This is a genomic window from Aeromonas sp. LsrichE-8G (genome assembly GCF_022869435.1).
GTDB lineage: Bacteria > Pseudomonadota > Gammaproteobacteria > Enterobacterales > Aeromonadaceae > Aeromonas > Aeromonas caviae.
On the sequence record NZ_JALIHH010000234.1, the window covers coordinates 16,949 to 34,515 of the forward strand.

Here is a 17,567-nt window from a genome sequence, read left to right on the forward strand (position 1 = left end):
TGGGTATCCAAAACAGGGTTGTGCCGGCATCGGCAACGGTTGGGGGGACGAACCGGACGGCGGTAGGTTCGCGGACTCACGCCGTTACTCCTCTTCCGGGGGCGGGCGCGGAGCGAACAGGCGCTCCAGATGGTGACCCTTGAACCACACCATCTCCAGATTGTCAGCCCGGTAGCCCACCTTGATGACGCTGTTCTCCTCGTCGATGAGCCTGAGCTCGTAGAGCCAGACGCCATCCTCCTCACCCAGATCGACGCGCAGCACGCGCACCGGCAGGCGGGAGGCCACCTCCATCAACTCATGAAAAGGGCGGACCCGCCCCTCGCTGACCGCCTGTTGCAGCAAGGCCTCGTTCGGCTGGGCCGCCTGAACCAGCATCGGCAGCAGCAATCCAAGCAGGGGCAGCGCGCTATTCATGGGTGATTCATCTCTCAAAACCTAACATAATGCCGTTTATAGTGTGCCAGCCATGAATCCGGAATGAATATGATCCCACGCAGTATCCTGCTGATCTTGTGCCTCTTTTCCACCTTTGGCTGGGCGGCGCAGACACGTCTCGACATGGCCGGACTGGTCAAGTTGTTGCTGGCACAAGGGTATCACGACATTCGGGAAGTGGAGCTGGAAGGGGACAAATTCGAGGTCGATACCCTGAATGCCGACGCTCAGCGCGTCCAGTTGCAGGTCGATGCCAACACCGGCGAGATCACCAAAAAAGAGGCCGAATAGGCCTCTTTTGCTATGGGCGTGACGGCTGTTGCGCCGCCCCCCTCCCGGCCACTTGCGCTCGCCTGCGCCAGGGGCGCAGCAGCTTCTCCCGGCGGGGCCACAGCAGGGCGCAGGCCAGCACCAGATAGATGAGGGGCTCCTGCCACCCGCTCTTGACCGACCACCAGTAGTGTACCGGCACCAGCAGAGCCACCCCGTAGATCCAGTTGTGCAGCTTCTGCCAGGCCGGCCCCATGCGACGCAACAGGGCCGGGATCGAAGTGATACTCAGCGCCAGCAACAGCAGCAGCGCCACCATGCCCACCACTATGTAGCTGCGCTTCACCAGCTCGCCGCCAATCAACCCCCAGTCGAACTGCAGATCCAGCCCCAGCCAGACCATGAAGTGCAGGGACGCCCAGGCGGCGCACCAGAGCCCGAGGGGGCGGCGCAGCTTGATGAGCTGCCCCTGGCGCCAGCGCTTTGCGAGCGGCGACACCAGCAGGGTCAGCAACAGCAGGTGGAGGGCCCCCTTGCCAAGGTAATGGGTCAGCCCCTGGACCGGATCCCCCCCCAGCAGCCCGGCTGGCACGGCATAGCCCAGCCAGAGCAGAAAGCCGAGCGAACCAAGGTGCACCAGCGCCCGCAAGCCGTTGACATGGGCTGTTTTCAGTCTCGGCGTCATATTGCAGTTCCCGTCATGTTTTTCCCGCTTCTCATCCCCTCTCCCACCAGGGGAAAAGGGGGCAAGAGATCAGTCGGACAGCGCGTCAGTCTCAATACCATTTACGCAGATCCATCCCCTGATAGAGGGACGCCACCTCGTCGCCGTAGCCATTGAACATCAGGGTCGGCTGTCGCTTGGCCCCGAAGATGCCCCCCTCGCCGATGAAACGCTCGCTCGCCTGGCTCCAGCGCGGGTGATCCACGTTCGGGTTGACGTTGGCGTAGAAGCCATATTCGTTGGGGGCCAGCAGGTTCCAGGTGGTGGGGGGCATCTCCTCCACCAGGCGGATGGAGACGATGCTCTTGATGCTCTTGAAGCCGTATTTCCAGGGTACCACCAGTCGGATGGGAGCTCCGTTCTGGGCGGGCAGGGTCTTGCCATAGAGCCCCATGGCGAGGAAGGAGAGGGGGTGCATGGCCTCGTCGAGGCGCAAGCCCTCCACATAGGGATAATCGATGCCGCCCCCCAGGGCACGGGAGGCCTGCCCCGGCAACTGTTCCGGATCATAGAGCGTCTCGAAGGCCACGAACTTGGCGCGACTGGTGGGCTCGGCACGGCGGATCAGATCCGCCAGCGCAATGCCGCTCCAGGGCAACACCATGGACCAGGCCTCCACGCAGCGCAGCCGATAGATGCGCTCCTCCAGCGTGCTCTTGTTGATGAGATCCCACACATCCAGGGTGAAGGGTTTGGCCACCTCCCCTTCCACCTTCAGGGTCCAGGGCTCGGGCTTGAGGTAATGGCCGTTGCGGGCCGGATCCCCCTTGTCGGTCCCCAGCTCGTAGAAATTGTTGTGGGTGGTGGCCTTCTCCTCCGGGGTGAGGATCAATCCCTCTGGCCGGGTCGCGGCACGGATGTCGAGGGGTCTGGTGGGGGCCACGGGGGCCGGCTTGTCCGATGCGAAGAGATCCAGCAGGCTGGCCTTCACCGGAAACGCCAGGGTGGCGGCACCGACGCCCAGGCCCAGCCCTTTCAGGATGCGGCGACGATCCTGATAGACGGTTTCCGGCGTGACATCCTGTTCGGTGGGGTGATGAGAAGTACGGCGCTTGATCAACATGAAAAAACTCCCGGGACGATGAGGTTGACAACCATAAGACCCGCCCCGGCCGAGTTTTATTTCACACAGAATTACATGAATTGGTAAAGGGGCAGTGCCTTGGCCATGGTACCGGCCAGGAAGAGCACTACGAACACCAGCAGAGGAACGATCACGTTTGGCACCATCAGACTCACTCCATGAGCAGGACAGGGCCTCTAACTATGGAACAAGGTCTGCGGCGCCTCCAATGAATTTTTTTCGCGAGCGCAAGCGTATTCCAGAGTTGCAAAGAGTGATCGGGATCACACACAATCCGGCCCCCGCTTGCTGCCGCTCTACCGCGGAGTAGGCTGCCTCCTTTTCCGGATTCAACCACTGAGAGTCACGCCATGAGCCCACTGTTCGCCATCGCCATCACGACCGGGATCCTCTCCGCCGTCTGGGGTGGACTGGCCGCCGCACTCGGTCTCATCTCCTGGGTCGGCTTCCTCGGCTGCACCAGCTACTTCGCCTCGAGTGGCGGTTACAAGGCGCTGTTGCAGACCCTGCTGTGCAACACCACCGGCATGCTGTGGGCACTCCTGCTGATCCACGGGGAGACTTGGTGGGGGGCCGGCATGGCGGGTTATCTGATGACAGGGGTGGTGGCCACCCTGATGTGCGTGCAGGCCAGGCAGCAGTGGCTCGCCTACATTCCCGGCACCTTCGCCGGGTGCTGTGCCACCTTCGGCGCCGCAGGCGAGTGGCGGCTCATTCTGCCCTCCCTCATCATCGGCGCCCTGTTTGGCTATCTGATGAAGGCGAGCGGCCTCTGGCTCTCCCAGAAGACCCTCTCCACCGGCGGCGTCAGCGACCCGGCCTGAGGCCGATTCTGTCGGAAACCAGAGGGGCGGCCCGTCATCGACGGGCCGCCCCTCTGTCATTTATCCCTTCGACTTGAAGTTGGCCGCCTCGATGCCGTGCCGATTCAGCAGCTTGTAGAAGTCGGTGCGGTTTCTCCCCGCCATGTTGGCCGCCAGGGTCACATTGCCTTCCGTGGTGCGCAGCAGCCGGATCAGATACTCCTTCTCGAACTCGGCCCGCGCCTCGTTGAACGAGGGAATGCCGCCACCGCCGCCACTCAGGGCCGACTCCACCATGGCCGCGCCTATCACCGGGCTGCAGCAGAGGCTCGCGAGCTGCTCCACCACCCCGCAGAGCTGGCGCACGTTGCCCGGCCAGGCCGCGGCGGCCAGCAGGGCCAGCGCCTCCGGCGAGAAGCCGAGGGCGGCGCAATCGGGGTGACGGTTGCGGTAATCGTCCAGCGCCTGACGGGCCAGCAGGGGGATGTCCTCGCTGCGGGCGCTCAGCGGCGGCAGGGTGATGTTGGCCACGTTGAGGCGGTAGAAGAGATCCTCGCGAAAACGCCCCTCTTCCATGGCAGTCACCAGATCCTGATGGCTGGAGCTGATGACCCGCACCTCGGGGGTACCCTGACCATACTCCGCCAGCACCTGGAGCAACTTGGCCTGGAGTGACTCCGACAGATCCCCTATCTCGTCGAGGAAGAGGGTGCCGCCTTTGGCCTCGGCAAACAGGCCGGACTGGCCATCCTCGCCAAACAGCTGCAAGTCCAGCGCGGGCCAGGGCAGAGCCGCACAGTTGATGGTATGCAGCGGCTTGTCGCGGCGGTGGCTGGCCTGGTGCAGCGCCTGGGTCATCACCCCCTTGCCGGCGCCGGAGGGGCCCAGGATCAGCACGGGCACGTCCATGGTGGCGATGCTGCTCGCCTGGATCAGCAACTGCTCCATCTGCGGGTTGCGGGTCTGGATGAGGGACTGCCACTCCTGCTGCTGCTTCGGACGGGTCAGGCTGAGAGCATGTTCTATGGTGACCAGCAGCTCGTCCTTGTCGATGGGCTTGGTGAGGAAGCTGAACACCCCGGAGCGGGTCGCCTGGATGGCGTCGGGAATGGTGCCGTGGGCGGTCATGATGATCACCGGCATGCCGAGCCACTGGGACTGGATCCGCTCGAACAGCGCCAGCCCGTCCATGCCCCCCATGCGCAGATCGCTCAGCACCAGGTCGGCCCGTTGCTGGCGCAGCCTGTCCAGCGCTCCTTCGGCGCTGTCGGCGGTATCCACCTCGTAACCCTGGCTGCGCAGGCGCATGCTCATCAGCTTGAGCAGGCTGGCATCATCGTCCACCAGCAGAATACGGCTCATGCTCTCACCCCCTCTTGGCGAAAAACGCGGTCATTGCGGCGCGGTCCGGAGCTGTCATGGCTGACCTCCCCCATTGAGCTTACGCTGGTTGAGCTGCTCGTCGATGGCGGAGAGCTGCTCTATCTGCTGGCGTAGACGCTTCACCTCCTGACTCTGATCGTCGCGGCGGCTGTCTCGCACCAGCAGCTCCTCCCCGAGGGCGATCCAGCTGCGCAGGAAGGCCTGGGCATCGAGACCGAGCTCCGGCAACAGAGCCTTCAGCTGATCCAGCCCGGCCCGGCGGCTGGCCACCGATTCGGACGGGTGGGTGTTGACCATGGCCAGGCTGACCCGGCTCTCGAGGTCGGTGGCGCCGGCCAGTCGCTGGCGCTCCTGCATCCGCTGCTGGGGATGGCTGGCCAGCAGCCAGTCCGAGTATTGCAGGCGCACCTGCATCTCCTTGTTGGCAAACTCCATCCGCCTGGCGATCGCCTCCTGGGAAGGCTCGGTGAGGCTGGTAGAAGGCAGCAGGGAACAGCCAGCGAGCAGGCCTATCATCAATACGGGAATCACAAATCGTTTCATCTTGAATGTCACTTCAGATCCTGGTGGGGAACAGGCACCTGCCCGCTCCTCTCAATATTCGGTGTCAAGGCGCCACCCGCACCTGCGGGGTCGCCGCCACGCCCGTCAGCTCGGGCGCACGTTCAAATCCAGCCGGAAACAGACATCCGCCTGGGCATCCTCGATGAGTCTGAGCTCGCCGCCCAGGCTCATGGCAGACTCACGGGCAATGGAGAGGCCCATGCCGGAGCCTTTCAGCAATCCCTGGCGCACTATGCTGCCCTGTTCAAAGGGCTCGAAGATGCGCTCCCGCTCGTCTGGCGGGATGACAGGCCCTTCGTTGGCCACCTCCAGCCAGCCGCCGCCTGCCCCCGCCCCGGCGCGGATCCAGATCTGTCCGCCCCTGGCGCCATAGCTGACCGCGTTGGAAAAGAGATTGTCGAGGATGAGTCGCAGGCGGTAGGGCTCTGCCCGCAGGCTGATGGGCTCGGGCGGCAAGTGTACACTGATTTGCTTGGATTCCAGCGCGAGCCGGTACTCTTCGGACAAGTCTGACAACAAGGGCGCCAGGGGCACCTCGGACAGGGTGAACACCTCCTGCTGGCTGAGGCGATTGAAGTCGAGCAGCCGCTCGATCAGGGTCTGCAGACGGCGGCTGTTCTCCTCCAGCATCTGGCAGATCTCCTGCTGATCCCCGTTGAGGGGCCCCACCAGCTGCTCCGAAAGCAGATCAGCCCCCTCCCGCAGCACGGCAAGGGGGGTTTTCAGCTCGTGGGATACGTGGCGCAGGAACTGGTATTTCTGCTGTTCCAGCTCCTTGAGCTTGTCGTGCAGCCAGCTGATCCTCTCCCCCAGCAGCACCAGTTCGGCCGGGCCGTCCACCGGGCGCTGATCCGGCTCGACGCCTGCGCCCAGACTCAGGATCCGCGACTCAATCTGACGTACCGGGTGGATGATGAGGTAGGTAAAGAGCAACACCAGCAGCAGGCTGAGCCCGACCACGAAGCCGCTGACCCACCAGATCTGCTGTTTCAGCTCCACGATGGCGCCCCGCATGCGGGTCACGTGATCATCCACCTGGCTGCGGGTGACCACTTCCAGTTGCTGGTTCAGTTCGTTGAAGTCGGTGAAACGGGGGCTGGTCGCCTCCTGCCTGGCCTTGCGCAGATCCTGCAGGCCGTCGAGCCAGACCAGCGTCGCCTCGAGATCTCCGTAGACCTCGGCATCCGGAATGGAGTCCTGATGGGTCGCGAGCAGTTCCCGGTAGCGCACCAGCTGCTGCCGATAGCTGGCCAGGATGCGGTCATCACCCAGGACCGCATAGCGGCGCAGGGTGCGCTCCAGATCGATGGCCTGGGTGGAGAGCAGCGTCGCCCGGCGAGTGTCCCGCACCGCACGTTCCATCTCGTCGCTGGTGAGCTGGCCCAGGTGGGAGAGCGCCTGACTGTCGTGCCAGATCATGCCCCCCAGGGGCATCAGCACCAGCACGAAGCCCATCAGTACTACCTGGAGCAGGGAGCGGGGCCGAACCTTGGTCATCTTCTGCGGTCTCGATTCGTCATGGGGGAGCCAGCATATCCGCACTGCCCCAAAAAGCAAAACCGGCCATAAAGCCGGTTTGATTGCTCACCGAGGCCGGATTCACGCCAGGCCGACGGACGCCACACAGATGACAATGATCATGGCAAGGGCCCCTGACGCGGCCAACAGTGCCCATTTCATTTCTACGCTCATGCAAACCTCCTTTCTGCCAATCAGCGTTGGATCACAACAGATAACGACATGTTAATTCATAGTGAATCCCATAACCGTGAGCTGCGTATATATTTCAGACGAGCCCAACCCAAGGAATGGAAAGCATGTTTTACCTCTGTAGCATTGGATCCAATCTCGACCCCGCCCTGCACGTCAGTCAGGTCGTCGCCGAATTGCTGGCCCGCTTTGGTCGCCTTCACCTGAGTTCCGTCATCCAGACCAAACCCGTGGGCATGCATTCGCGCCACGACTTCCTCAACTGCCTGTTCGTCGTCCAGAGCGACCTCTCCCCCGTCCAGCTCAAGGCCGAGTTTGTCACCATGGAGCTGGCCCATGGCCGGGATCGCAGCAACCCCCTGTGCAAGGTGGCGGACAGGCCACTGGACATCGACATACTGGCCTGCGGCGAACGGGATGACTTCGCCGAGGCCGGGGTGGATGCCTACCTGGGGGATCTGCTGGCGGAGATGTATCAGGGCGGCAGTGTGGACTCCGGCAAGGTGACCCTCGGCCTGCCGGGCAGCAAGGTGTTTGCGAAGCAGCGCATCGGCCAGGCCCCCATCCATCTCTGCCAGCAAGACGAGGCCCTGCTTCCCGGCAATGGCCACCCCGGCCCCCCTTCCCGGCACGCCGCCATCCGGCACCCTTGAGCCGTTCACACACATGAGGCGCCCAAAGGCGCCTCATGTCATGGCGGCCCGCCTTGCCCTAGATGACGGCGAGGGCGCGCCCCCCGTCCACCCGGATGCTGGCCCCGGTCATGTAGTCGTTCTTCATCAGCATCTGTACCGCCTGCCAGATGGGCTCCAGACCCCCTTCCCGCGCCAGCGGCGTCTTCGCCAGCACCTGCTGGCGCCAGTCATCCCCGTGCTCGTCGAGAAACAGGATGGGGCCAGGCTCTATGGTGTTGACCCGCACGGCAGGCGCCAGTTCGCGGGCAAAGCTCATGGCCAGGGAATGGGCTCCCGCCTTGGTGGCCACGTAGGCGGCAAACTGGGGCGCCGGGGCATGGATGTAGATATCGGTGATGTGGATGATGCCCCCGTTGGGCTGGCGGGCAAGGGCGGGGGCCAGCGCCCGGTTGAGCTGGAAGGGAGCCGCCATGTGTACCCGGTAGAACTGATCAAACTGGGCCAGCTGCACCGCAGGATCCGCCGCCTGGGGCTCGAAGGCGGAGGCATTGTGGATGATCAGGGCAAGATCCTCATGGGCCGCCAGCGCCGTCACCACGGCGCCAACCTCCTCTTCCCGGGTAAAGTCCGCCTGTACCAGTTCGACGCCCACGTCTCGCAGACGATCCAGCTCGGGCCGTTCGCTGCGATAGCTGCCCGTCACCTGCCAGCCAGCGGCCACCAGCTGCTCGCACAGATAGAATCCCAGGCGACGGCCACAGCCCGTTACCAATGCACGCATACACTCTCCTTGTGGTTGTCGCCCTCCCCGATCCATGCAGGATCGCACGGAGGGCCCATTCATCGGCCATGACCTATCGATGTCCGAGGCAAAACCCATTGGCCCCGTGTCACAGCTACCGGGCATAGTGGCCCCATCGACCCCCATGGAGCCACCATCATGCTACAAATTCGCGATCATATGCAGCCATTGACCCACTCACTGCACCCCGGCCTCGGTCTGGCCGAGGCGCTGGACAGACTCCATCGGGCAAACCTGGGGGGCCTGCCGGTACTGGATGACCATCAGCACCTCGTCGGATTTCTCTCCGAGCAGGATTGCATTCCCGCCCTGCTCACGGGCAGCTATCACTGCGACACCCGTACTCTGGTCGAAGATCTGATGAGCCGGACCCCGCTGTTCGTCTCTCCTGATGACAACATCGTGGATCTCGCCCGCCAGATGGCCGGGGCCAGACCCAAGGTCTATCCGGTAATGGAGGGAGGCAAGGTGACGGGCATCATCAGCCGTCGTCAGGTGATGCAGGCCCTCAACACCCAGATGAAACAGTGTCAGGCAACCTGAGGCAGGCCACCTCGCACACGTTTCATGCCGACTACCCTCCCGCTCACAGCCGGCGAGTGGCTGGTCCATCCCGCCCGACTCTGCCACGGGGCGGCCTGTCGAGGCAGCCCGCCCCCCTCCCACCGGCACCGTTCGTTTGTCCCCTCCCCATTTCAGGGTTTGCCATCCGTGGTCGTCTCTAGTTAGATAGGTATCGGTCACAGTCCCTGCCGGATGCGACCCCGTCCCCAATGCTCAGGAGATGTAACGTGCGACGCTTGCTCGTATTCTGCTTTCTGCTGCCCTGCTGGCTGTCAGCCAGGGAGTTGGTCATTGGTGGCATCCAGGAGCCCCCTCTCAAGTGGCTGGATGCACAGGGACACCCTCGCGGGCTGGATGTGGATCTCGTCACCGCCATCTTCGGCACGCTCCATACCCCCATCAGGATTGAGCTCATCGATTCGGGAGCCAGGCTCACCCGCAATGCCGAAAGCGGCTTCTATGATCTGCTGCTGGCCCACTCCTACAAACCGGAGCGGGAGGCCTATCTGCTCTACCCCAAACAGGCCCATATGCTCCATAGCTGGCACTTCTTCATACGCAAGGAGTCCGCAGGCCTGATCCACTATGACCATCTGACGGATCTCAAACCCTGGCGTATCGGTGTCACCCGGGATTTCTCCTATACCCCCGAGCTCGCGGCAGCCATGACAGACCCGAGCTATCACTTCCAGGAGATCCCCATCAACCAGCTGCAACTGCGAAAACTCATTGCCGGTCGTATCGACGTGGTGCCCATGTCCCTGGTCACCGCCTTCACCCAGATAAGAGAGGAGGGACTGGAAGGCAAGCTCGACTACCTGCCAAAACCCCTCAAGACCAGCCCCTACTTCAATGCCTGGACCCGTTCCCGGGCCGATGCCGACACCCCGGCCCTGATGGCCGCCTATGATGCCGAATTGCTGCACATGAAGCGGGACGGCCGGCTCAAGGCCCTCTACGACAAATACGGCATCCCCTATATCGAACCCTGACCCACCAGTCAGGGTGTCATCTCCCACAGGGTCGAATTCTGCAGCGCGGACAGGGTCTATCACGGGAGAGGGGTCTCTACGCCCCCCTCAGACCACCCGACTCAAGGCTTCACATCCCGCAGGATCGGGTTTTGCAGCGAAATCAGCGTCTCGGTGGACTGGATCTCGTCGATGGTCTGGATCTTGTGGATCAGTACCGTCTGCAACTCGTCGATGGAACGGGTCATCACCTTCATGAAGATGCTGTAGTGGCCCGTGGTGTAGTAGGCCTCCACCACCTCGTCCAGCGCCTGCAGTTTGGCCAGGGCCGACGGGTAATCCTTGGCGCTCTTGAGGTTGATCCCGATGAAGCAGCAGACGTCGTAGCCCAGCTTCTTGGGGTTCACCTGCACCCGCGTTCCCTCGATGATGCCCGCCTGCTTCATCTTCTCTACCCGCACGTGGATGGTGCCCGGGCTCACCAGCAGTTGTTTGGCCAGCTCGGCGTAAGGCAGGCGCGCATTCTCCATCAGGGCGGAGAGGATGGCCTGATCGAGATTATCGATCCGATAATTTTCTGACACTTTTTTGCGCTCCTTTTAATGATTCATCATTAATTGATGGCTTATTTTGAATAAAAAAACAAACAAAGCCTATTTCAATTATCGAATATTGAATTTAGTTGGGATTCTGTTGAAGAATCACCGCATTCAACGGATTCACGACAGGTAATTCAGCATGAAACAGCACTACATCCGCAGCCAACAGCAGATCAGCTTCGTCAAAGAGATGTTCTCCCGCCAACTCGCACTGCAACTCGGCCTGATGGAGGTACAAGCCCCCATTCTGAGCCGGGTCGGTGACGGCACCCAGGACAACCTCTCCGGCTGCGAGCATGCAGTGCAGGTCAAGGTGAAAACCCTGCCGGAGCACAGCTATGAAGTGGTCCACTCCCTGGCCAAGTGGAAGCGCCAGACTCTGGGTCGCTTCGGTTTCGGCCCGGGTGAAGGCATCTACACCCACATGAAGGCACTGCGTCCGGACGAGGAACGTCTCAGCCCCATTCACTCCGTCTACGTCGACCAGTGGGACTGGGAGAAGGTGATGCCGGGCGAGCGCCGGGATCTGACCTATCTGCAGGAGACGGTGCGCGGCATCTGGGTCGCCATCAAGGCCACCGAGCGCGCGGTCTGTGCCGAGCACGACCTGACCCCCTTCCTGCCGGCGGATATTCAGTTCCTGCACAGTGAAGAGCTGCTGACCCGCTACCCGGACCTCGATGCCAAGGGACGCGAGCGCGCCATCGCCAAAGAGCTGGGAGCGGTCTTCCTCATCGGTATCGGTGGCGCCCTCTCCCACGGCGAACGCCACGACGTCCGTGCCCCGGACTACGACGACTGGAGCAGCGAGAGCGAGCTGGGGCTGGCGGGTCTGAATGGTGACATTCTGGTGTGGAACCCGGTACTGCAGGACAGCTTCGAGATCTCCTCCATGGGGATCCGGGTCGACGCCGAGGCGCTGCGCCGCCAGCTGGCCATCACCGGCGACGAGGATCGCCTGCAGTACGACTGGCACCAGGATCTGCTGGCTGCACGGATGCCGCAGACCATCGGCGGTGGCATCGGCCAATCCCGTCTGGCCATGCTGCTGCTGCAAAAAGAGCACATAGGTCAGGTCCAGGTCGGCGTCTGGCCATCTGAAATGAAGGCTGCCATCCCAGACATGCTGTAACGAATTGATTTGATTGCATCTGTCCTCCTATCGCGGCAACACGGCGCGGGACAGACGCGATAGCGAAGCTGGTCAGCCGGGGTGGAGAGCGTATCCCGACTGACTGTAAGGCGGGCATGGTCGCTGACTGTGCCTGCCGACCCTGGGGCTTGCCCCTGCGATCCGCTCAACCCACGTCAGATCGCATCGAATACATTCCTCCCGGCGATCTTCGGATTGCCGTTTTTTTATGCAGGAAATCGGTACTCGAAACCGGCCCCGATCTGGCGCTGCCGCGGCAGCACTGCCTTCCGTTTGCCGGTGCAATGACAGGCAAACAGCTTCTCTACCGCCTCCTCCTGCAGATAAGTGCCGAGCGCCACCGCCCGCTGCGGGCCGGAAAACTTCAGATGCAGGCCGCCGATAACGGCGTGGATCCGCTCATCGCCACACACCTCCTTGGCCCGCGCGATGATGTTCTCGGCCCCGGCGTGACCACAGCCGATGAAGACTATCAGACCCTGCTCGCTCTTGTAGACCAGCGCCGAATCATCGCTGATAAGGTCTTTCTCCACTCGCCCGCCCCGCACCATGTAACCAAGCAAGGAGGGTTTGGCCTGCTCCCGTCGCAGTATGGATCCCAGGAACACCAGCCGCTCGGACAGCCAGACCGGCTCAGCTGAACAGTGAGGGAGCAGCCCTCTCGTCGCCAGTTGTCGCGGATCCAGGTCGCCCGAGAGGCGGTAGAGGTTGTAGCGTCGGGGCAGCAACGGCAGGAAGTAGCCCCGCTCATTGAACACATCCGGACAAGCGATCAATGGAATGGGATCGGAATAGACGGGCAGGGAGCCGATGCCTCCCACATGGTCGTAATGACCGTGGGACAGCACCACATGGGTGAGAGAGCCAAGATCTACCCCCATCACCTCGGCATTGTGCCGCAGCGCCCGGCCCCGACCACTGTCGAACAGCACCTTGAGTCCATCGCACTCCAACAGCAACGACAGTCCCTTTTCAGGCAGGCAGCCGGGTAGATGAACATCATCATCCACCAAAACGGAAAACGTCAGCATCTCAATCACCCTGAAAACAAAACGCAGGCACGAGGCCTGCGCTTTTCATCGACAATCCCATTACTGGGTCATGGTGAGGCCGTTGCTGTCGGCCCCCAGCCGCAGTGTCTTGCCAGGGATGACCCGACCGCTGAGCAGGGCCTGGGCCAGCGGGTTCTCCACCTTCTGCTGGATCGCCCGCTTGAGGGGGCGCGCCCCGTAGACGGGATCGAACCCGGCATGAACCAGCTTGGTCAGCAGCTCCTCGCTCACCTCCACCTCGAAGCCCTGGGACTCCAGACGGCTCATCAGGCTCTTGAGCTGGATGCGGGCAATGGACTTGATGTGCTCCTCACCGAGGGGGTGGAACACCACGGTCTCGTCGATCCGGTTGATGAACTCCGGCCGGAAGCTGCGGCTCAGCACCTCCATCAGCATGACCTTCATCTCGTCGTAATCCTTCTCGGAGTGGTGCTCCTGGATGAGATCAGACCCGAGGTTGGAGGTCATGATCACCACGGTGTTGCGGAAGTCCACGGTACGCCCCTGACCGTCGGTCAGGCGGCCATCGTCCAGCACCTGCAACAGGATGTTGAAGACATCGGGATGCGCCTTCTCCACCTCGTCCAGCAGGATCACCGAATAGGGGCGACGGCGCACCGCCTCGGTGAGATACCCCCCTTCCTCGTAACCCACGTATCCCGGAGGCGCCCCCACCAGACGGGCCACGCTGTGTTTCTCCATGAACTCGGACATGTCGATCCGCACCATGGCATCCTGGGTATCGAACAGGAACTCCGCCAGCGCCTTGCACAGCTCGGTCTTGCCCACCCCGGTGGGGCCGAGGAAGAGGAAGGAGCCGATGGGGCGGTTCGGGTCGGACAGCCCGGCACGAGAGCGGCGAATGGCGTTGGAGACGGCGTCCACCGCCTCTTCTTGGCCGATCACCCGGCTGTGCAGCTGATCTTCCATCCGCAGCAGCTTCTCCCGTTCCCCTTCCAGCATGCGGGCCACCGGAATGCCGGTCCAGCGGGCCAGGACGTCGGCGATCTCCACGTCGGTGACCCGGTTGCGCAACAGGCTGGTCTCCTGCATCTCAGCCTGGGTGGCGAGATCCAGCTGTTTCTCCAGCTCCGGGATGCGGCCGTACTGCAACTCGGACATGCGGCCCAAGTCCCCTGCGCGGCGCGCCACATCGAGATCCTGACGGGCCTGCTCCAGTGCAGCCTTGATGTGCTGGGTCCCGGCGAGGGCAGCCTTCTCGGCCTTCCACACCTCTTCCAGCTCGTTGTATTCCCGCTCTTTTTCCGTCAGCTCCTGATTGAGCAGATCGAGGCGCTTGCGGCTGGCGTCATCGTCCTCCTTCATCAGCGCCTGCTGCTCCAGCTTGAGCTGGATGATGCGCCGCTCGAGCCTGTCCAGGGATTCCGGCTTGGAGTCGATCTGGAGCCGGATGCTGGCCGCCGCCTCGTCGATGAGGTCGATGGCCTTGTCAGGCAGCTGGCGATCCGCGATGTAGCGGTGGGATAGCTGGGCCGCCGCGACGATGGCGGGGTCGGTGATCTGCACATGGTGGTGCAGCTCGTAGCGCTCCTTCAGGCCACGCAGGATGGCGATGGTGTCCTCCACCGAGGGCTCCTCCACCAGCACCTTCTGGAAACGGCGCTCCAGCGCGGCATCCTTCTCCACATACTGCCTGTACTCATCGAGGGTGGTGGCCCCGACGCAGTGCAGCTCGCCGCGGGCCAGGGCGGGCTTGAGCATGTTGCCCGCATCCATGGCACCCTCGCCCTTGCCGGCGCCGACCATGGTGTGCAGCTCGTCCACGAAGAGGATGACGCTGCCCTCTTCCTTGGCCAGATCGTTCAGGACCGCCTTGAGCCGCTCCTCGAACTCGCCGCGATACTTGGCACCGGCCACCAGGGCCCCCATGTCCAGAGAGAGCACCCGCTTGTTCTTGAGTCCTTCCGGCACTTCGCCATTGATGATGCGCTGGGCCAGCCCCTCGACGATGGCGGTCTTGCCGACGCCGGGGGCACCGATCAGCACCGGGTTGTTCTTGGTGCGGCGTTGCAGCACCTGGATGGTGCGGCGAATTTCGTCATCCCGGCCGATCACCGGGTCGAGCTTGCCGAGTTCTGCCCGCTCGGTGAGATCGATGGTGTACTTCTCCAGCGCCTGGCGATTCTCCTCGGCGTTGGCATCCTCCACCTTCTTGCCGCCACGTACCTTGTCGATGGCTGCCTCGAGTTTTTCCTTGGTCAGCCCCTGGGCACGCAGCAGCTCGCCCAGCGTCCCCTTCTCGTCCAGGGCCGCCAGCACGAACAGCTCGGACGAGATGAACTGATCCTTGCGCTGCTGGGCCAGCTTGTCGCAGACGTTGAGCAGGCGGCCGAGGCCGTTGGAGAGCTGTACGTCTCCTTCCACCCCGCTGACGCGGGGCAGGCGATCCAGCTCCTCGCCGAGGCGCGAGCGCAGGGTATTGATGTCGAGCCCGGTCAGGGTGAGCAGCGGACGAATGGATCCGCCGTCCTGATTGAGCAAGGCGCTCATCAGATGGACGGGTTCAATGAATTGGTGGTCACGACCCAGTGCAAGAGACTGGGCATCGGAAATGGCAATCTGGAATTTGCTGGTCAGGCGATCGAGGCGCATTGCACTCCCCCTTCAAGACAGACGCCGCATGCGCGGCAACAACATCGCTTTCTGACAAGGAAGATGTGGTCTTGAAGGGCAATTTCAAGGGGTGGCTGTTTATTTTTTCCTCAATAGCAATGACCGAGGGAAAACGACCTCGCAATGGCAGCCTGTACCCTGAGCCTGCTCGGCAGCAAGACATGGCCGCCAAAGGGCCATCACCAGGGAGTGAAGAGGCGCTTGCGGCCACTCGCGAGCGCCTCTTCGGCTATTTTTCCAGCCACACAAGGGAGGCCATGCGACCAGTCTGCCCGTCGCGGCGATAGGAGTAGAAGCACTCGCTGTCGCTGAAGGTGCAGTATTCGCCGCCATAGATGGCGGTGACGCCGGCGCGGGCGAGGCGCAGTCGGGCCAGCTGATAGATATCCGCCAGCCATTTCCCTTCGTTGAGGGATGGCACGAATGCAGTCGCCGCTTCCGCCTGCTCCGCCATGAAGGCATCGCGCACCTCGCCACCCACTTCGAACGCGGCGGGACCGATGGCCGGGCCCAGCCAGGCCAGGATCTCGCCAGGCTCGCAGCCCATGGCGGCGATGCTTGCCTCCAATACGCCCCCCTGCAGTCCGCGCCAGCCGGCATGGGCCGCCGCCACTACGGTGCCTGCCCGATCGCAGAACAGCACCGGCAGGCAGTCGGCAGTCATCACGATGCAGGCCTGCCCCGCCTCACGGGCACAGGCGGCATCGGCATCCGGTACGCGCTCATAACGGTCGCTCACCGGATGGACGGCGATGCCATGTACCTGGTTGAGCCAGTTGAGAGTGCCGGGGATCCCCGCCACCTGCTGCAGTCGGGCGCGGTTGGCCTCGACCCTGGCCGGTGCATCGCCCACATGGGCCCCGAGGTTCAGACCAGCAAAGACCCCTTCGCTGATGCCGCCGTCCCGGGTGGTCGAGAGAGCCCTGACATTGCCCGGTGCAGGCCAGTCGGGTGCGATCCAGTTCATCTGTGGCTCCTTTCGTTCATATGAAAACGGGGCCCCTTGGCTGCAACCAGTCAAGGGGCCCCGCATCAGATCATGGAGGGCAGGTTACGGCAGGAATCGTCGCAAGGCCGCCCCCGGGATCAGTTCCAGACCAGATCGTCCGGATTGGCCAGGGTATCCGCCCGCAGCACTTCCATCAGCGCCACCATGTCCTGCGGCGTGGTGGAGTGCCACTCCATCACTTCACCCGTGATGGGGTGCGCCAGCTTCAGCATGGTGGCGTGCAGCGCCTGACGGTGGAAACCGCGCAGGGCCTCGGTCAGTTCGGGGGTGGCGTTGCGCAGCAGACGCAGACGACCGCCGTAGGCGGGATCCCCCACCAGCGGATGCTTGATGTGGGCCATGTGGACACGGATCTGGTGGGTACGGCCGGTCTCCAGCCGCAACCGCAGACGGGTGTGCCCACGGAACTTCTCGTGCACCCGGTAGTGGGTGACGGACTCGCGCCCGTTGGGCACCACGGCCATGTGGGTACGCTGGGTCGGGTGACGACCGATGGGGGCATCGACGGTGCCGCCGGCGGTCATGTGACCGATGGCAATCGCCTCGTACTCACGGGTGATCTGGCGTGCCTGCAGGGCTTCCACCAGGTGGGTCTGGGCGGGAATGGTCTTGGCCACCACCATCAACCCCGTGGTGTCTTTGTCCAGACGGTGCACGATACCGGCGCGGGGGACCTCGGCGATGCCGGGGTAGCGGTGCAGCAGGGCGTTGAGCACGGTGCCGTCCGGCGTACCGGCGCCTGGGTGAACCACCAGGCCGGCCGGCTTGTCGATCACCAGGATGTGTTCATCTTCATAGACGATGTTCAGCTCGATGTTCTGGGCATCCCAGCGGGTGTCGTCTGCCAGTTCCACATTCACATGTACCTGCTGCCCGGCCACCACTTTCTCGCGCGGGGTATTGGCAACCTGACCGTCCAGGGTCACTCTGTCCTGTAAAATCCACTCCTTGATGCGGGTCCGGGAGTAGTCGGGAAACAATTCGGCCAGGGCCTGGTCGAGTCGTTGCCCGAATTGGTGATCCTGAAATTCGCCTGTCAGTTCAATATGCTGGCTCATGTATGGTCTCTTGAGCGGGGGTATCAATTCGAAATAATCCGGGTATTCTAGCTTTTCTTTTAGCCAAGCATAACGGATACTTTGCCAATTTCGTGGAAATGGACCGGATGTTGT

Annotated in this window: 19 protein-coding genes; 6 read left to right on the forward strand and 13 right to left on the reverse strand. The window is 62.8% G+C overall.

What is annotated here, in order from left to right; translation table 11 throughout:
* Positions 1-84: 84 nt before the first annotated feature.
* Complete coding sequence (locus MUW49_RS19785; RefSeq protein WP_244813111.1) at positions 85-417, reverse strand: hypothetical protein; 333 nt, start codon at positions 415-417, stop codon at positions 85-87.
* Between the two features lie 63 nt (positions 418-480).
* Between MUW49_RS19785 and MUW49_RS19790 the strand changes: the two genes are divergently transcribed.
* Positions 481-729 carry a PepSY domain-containing protein gene (locus tag MUW49_RS19790; RefSeq protein WP_045522788.1) on the forward strand — a complete coding sequence of 83 codons (249 nt, stop codon included), beginning with the start codon at positions 481-483 and terminating at the stop codon, positions 727-729.
* A gap of 10 nt (positions 730-739) precedes the next feature.
* Here MUW49_RS19790 and MUW49_RS19795 read toward each other — a convergent pair whose 3' ends face one another.
* Together MUW49_RS19795 and msrP are read right to left on the reverse strand one after the other, a co-directional pair.
* Positions 740-1,393 carry a protein-methionine-sulfoxide reductase heme-binding subunit MsrQ gene (locus MUW49_RS19795; protein ID WP_113978506.1) on the reverse strand — a complete coding sequence of 218 codons (654 nt, stop codon included), beginning with the start codon at positions 1,391-1,393 and terminating at the stop codon, positions 740-742.
* 91 nt (positions 1,394-1,484) lie between these two features.
* Positions 1,485-2,495, reverse strand: a complete 1,011-nt coding sequence (msrP, locus tag MUW49_RS19800) for a protein-methionine-sulfoxide reductase catalytic subunit MsrP (protein ID WP_069784976.1) — start codon at positions 2,493-2,495, stop codon at positions 1,485-1,487.
* A 371-nt stretch (positions 2,496-2,866) separates the two neighbouring features.
* Between msrP and MUW49_RS19805 the strand changes: the two genes are divergently transcribed.
* Positions 2,867-3,340, forward strand: coding sequence for a DUF1097 domain-containing protein (locus MUW49_RS19805; RefSeq protein ID WP_042014355.1), 474 nt, complete (start codon positions 2,867-2,869; stop codon positions 3,338-3,340).
* Positions 3,341-3,400: 60 nt separating this feature from the next.
* Here the strand turns inward: MUW49_RS19805 and MUW49_RS19810 are convergent, their stop codons facing one another.
* The 4 genes from MUW49_RS19810 to MUW49_RS19825 form a co-directional block, all read right to left on the reverse strand.
* Entirely contained in the window at positions 3,401-4,681 is a 1,281-nt protein-coding gene (locus tag MUW49_RS19810) for a sigma 54-interacting transcriptional regulator (protein WP_010675978.1), read from the reverse strand.
* 54 nt (positions 4,682-4,735) lie between these two features.
* Positions 4,736-5,245: a hypothetical protein gene (locus tag MUW49_RS19815; RefSeq protein ID WP_039039694.1), complete on the reverse strand. Its 510-nt coding sequence runs from the start codon at positions 5,243-5,245 to the stop codon at positions 4,736-4,738.
* Between the two features lie 105 nt (positions 5,246-5,350).
* Entirely contained in the window at positions 5,351-6,763 is a 1,413-nt protein-coding gene (locus MUW49_RS19820) for a HAMP domain-containing sensor histidine kinase (RefSeq protein ID WP_045522797.1), read from the reverse strand.
* Positions 6,764-6,865: 102 nt separating this feature from the next.
* A complete protein-coding gene (locus MUW49_RS19825) occupies positions 6,866-6,958 on the reverse strand; it encodes a YnhF family membrane protein (protein ID WP_010675981.1) in 93 nt (30 codons plus the stop codon).
* Between the two features lie 125 nt (positions 6,959-7,083).
* Here MUW49_RS19825 and folK point away from each other — a divergent pair, with 125 nt between their 5' ends.
* On the forward strand, positions 7,084-7,629 hold the full coding sequence (gene folK / locus MUW49_RS19830; protein WP_010675982.1) for a 2-amino-4-hydroxy-6-hydroxymethyldihydropteridine diphosphokinase: 546 nt from the start codon (positions 7,084-7,086) through the stop codon (positions 7,627-7,629).
* A gap of 58 nt (positions 7,630-7,687) precedes the next feature.
* On the opposite strand, the gene MUW49_RS19835 is transcribed toward folK, so the two are convergent.
* Positions 7,688-8,392, reverse strand: coding sequence for an SDR family oxidoreductase (locus tag MUW49_RS19835; RefSeq protein WP_039039618.1), 705 nt, complete (start codon positions 8,390-8,392; stop codon positions 7,688-7,690).
* A 159-nt stretch (positions 8,393-8,551) separates the two neighbouring features.
* On the opposite strand from MUW49_RS19835, the gene MUW49_RS19840 reads away from it, so the two are divergent.
* Positions 8,552-8,956: a CBS domain-containing protein gene (locus tag MUW49_RS19840; RefSeq protein ID WP_029314862.1), complete on the forward strand. Its 405-nt coding sequence runs from the start codon at positions 8,552-8,554 to the stop codon at positions 8,954-8,956.
* A 248-nt stretch (positions 8,957-9,204) separates the two neighbouring features.
* Positions 9,205-9,969: a transporter substrate-binding domain-containing protein gene (locus MUW49_RS19845; protein WP_043153932.1), complete on the forward strand. Its 765-nt coding sequence runs from the start codon at positions 9,205-9,207 to the stop codon at positions 9,967-9,969.
* 101 nt (positions 9,970-10,070) lie between these two features.
* On the opposite strand, the gene asnC is transcribed toward MUW49_RS19845, so the two are convergent.
* On the reverse strand, positions 10,071-10,532 hold the full coding sequence (asnC, locus tag MUW49_RS19850; RefSeq protein WP_041214272.1) for a transcriptional regulator AsnC: 462 nt from the start codon (positions 10,530-10,532) through the stop codon (positions 10,071-10,073).
* A 154-nt stretch (positions 10,533-10,686) separates the two neighbouring features.
* Here asnC and asnA point away from each other — a divergent pair, with 154 nt between their 5' ends.
* The gene (asnA, locus tag MUW49_RS19855) at positions 10,687-11,679 is read left to right on the forward strand and encodes an aspartate--ammonia ligase (protein ID WP_113978594.1); all 993 of its coding nucleotides are present in this window, start codon (positions 10,687-10,689) and stop codon (positions 11,677-11,679) included.
* 227 nt (positions 11,680-11,906) lie between these two features.
* Here asnA and MUW49_RS19860 read toward each other — a convergent pair whose 3' ends face one another.
* From MUW49_RS19860 to rluD, 4 genes are all read right to left on the reverse strand, one after another.
* Positions 11,907-12,731 (reverse strand): MBL fold metallo-hydrolase, encoded by an 825-nt coding sequence (locus MUW49_RS19860; protein WP_052816171.1) that lies wholly within the window; start codon positions 12,729-12,731, stop codon positions 11,907-11,909.
* A 60-nt stretch (positions 12,732-12,791) separates the two neighbouring features.
* Positions 12,792-15,365 carry an ATP-dependent chaperone ClpB gene (clpB, locus tag MUW49_RS19865; protein WP_113978597.1) on the reverse strand — a complete coding sequence of 858 codons (2,574 nt, stop codon included), beginning with the start codon at positions 15,363-15,365 and terminating at the stop codon, positions 12,792-12,794.
* Between the two features lie 250 nt (positions 15,366-15,615).
* Entirely contained in the window at positions 15,616-16,353 is a 738-nt protein-coding gene (gene pgeF, locus MUW49_RS19870; protein ID WP_113978599.1) for a peptidoglycan editing factor PgeF, read from the reverse strand.
* Between the two features lie 119 nt (positions 16,354-16,472).
* Entirely contained in the window at positions 16,473-17,453 is a 981-nt protein-coding gene (rluD, locus tag MUW49_RS19875; RefSeq protein ID WP_113978600.1) for a 23S rRNA pseudouridine(1911/1915/1917) synthase RluD, read from the reverse strand.
* Positions 17,454-17,567: the final 114 nt, after the last annotated feature.

What these genes read in the sequence shown, in the direction of transcription:
- MUW49_RS19785 (WP_244813111.1), bottom strand. Translation starts at nt 417, where the DNA reads ATGAATAGCGCGCTGCCCCTGCTTGGATTGCTGCTGCCGATGCTGGTT.
- MUW49_RS19790 (WP_045522788.1), top strand. Translation starts at nt 481, where the DNA reads ATGAATATGATCCCACGCAGTATCCTGCTGATCTTGTGCCTCTTTTCC.
- MUW49_RS19795 (WP_113978506.1), bottom strand. Translation starts at nt 1,393, where the DNA reads ATGACGCCGAGACTGAAAACAGCCCATGTCAACGGCTTGCGGGCGCTG.
- msrP (WP_069784976.1), bottom strand. Translation starts at nt 2,495, where the DNA reads ATGTTGATCAAGCGCCGTACTTCTCATCACCCCACCGAACAGGATGTC.
- MUW49_RS19805 (WP_042014355.1), top strand. Translation starts at nt 2,867, where the DNA reads ATGAGCCCACTGTTCGCCATCGCCATCACGACCGGGATCCTCTCCGCC.
- MUW49_RS19810 (WP_010675978.1), bottom strand. Translation starts at nt 4,681, where the DNA reads ATGAGCCGTATTCTGCTGGTGGACGATGATGCCAGCCTGCTCAAGCTG.
- MUW49_RS19815 (WP_039039694.1), bottom strand. Translation starts at nt 5,245, where the DNA reads ATGAAACGATTTGTGATTCCCGTATTGATGATAGGCCTGCTCGCTGGC.
- MUW49_RS19820 (WP_045522797.1), bottom strand. Translation starts at nt 6,763, where the DNA reads ATGACCAAGGTTCGGCCCCGCTCCCTGCTCCAGGTAGTACTGATGGGC.
- MUW49_RS19825 (WP_010675981.1), bottom strand. Translation starts at nt 6,958, where the DNA reads ATGAGCGTAGAAATGAAATGGGCACTGTTGGCCGCGTCAGGGGCCCTT.
- folK (WP_010675982.1), top strand. Translation starts at nt 7,084, where the DNA reads ATGTTTTACCTCTGTAGCATTGGATCCAATCTCGACCCCGCCCTGCAC.
- MUW49_RS19835 (WP_039039618.1), bottom strand. Translation starts at nt 8,392, where the DNA reads ATGCGTGCATTGGTAACGGGCTGTGGCCGTCGCCTGGGATTCTATCTG.
- MUW49_RS19840 (WP_029314862.1), top strand. Translation starts at nt 8,552, where the DNA reads ATGCTACAAATTCGCGATCATATGCAGCCATTGACCCACTCACTGCAC.
- asnA (WP_113978594.1), top strand. Translation starts at nt 10,687, where the DNA reads ATGAAACAGCACTACATCCGCAGCCAACAGCAGATCAGCTTCGTCAAA.
- MUW49_RS19860 (WP_052816171.1), bottom strand. Translation starts at nt 12,731, where the DNA reads ATGCTGACGTTTTCCGTTTTGGTGGATGATGATGTTCATCTACCCGGC.
- clpB (WP_113978597.1), bottom strand. Translation starts at nt 15,365, where the DNA reads ATGCGCCTCGATCGCCTGACCAGCAAATTCCAGATTGCCATTTCCGAT.
- pgeF (WP_113978599.1), bottom strand. Translation starts at nt 16,353, where the DNA reads ATGAACTGGATCGCACCCGACTGGCCTGCACCGGGCAATGTCAGGGCT.
- rluD (WP_113978600.1), bottom strand. Translation starts at nt 17,453, where the DNA reads ATGAGCCAGCATATTGAACTGACAGGCGAATTTCAGGATCACCAATTC.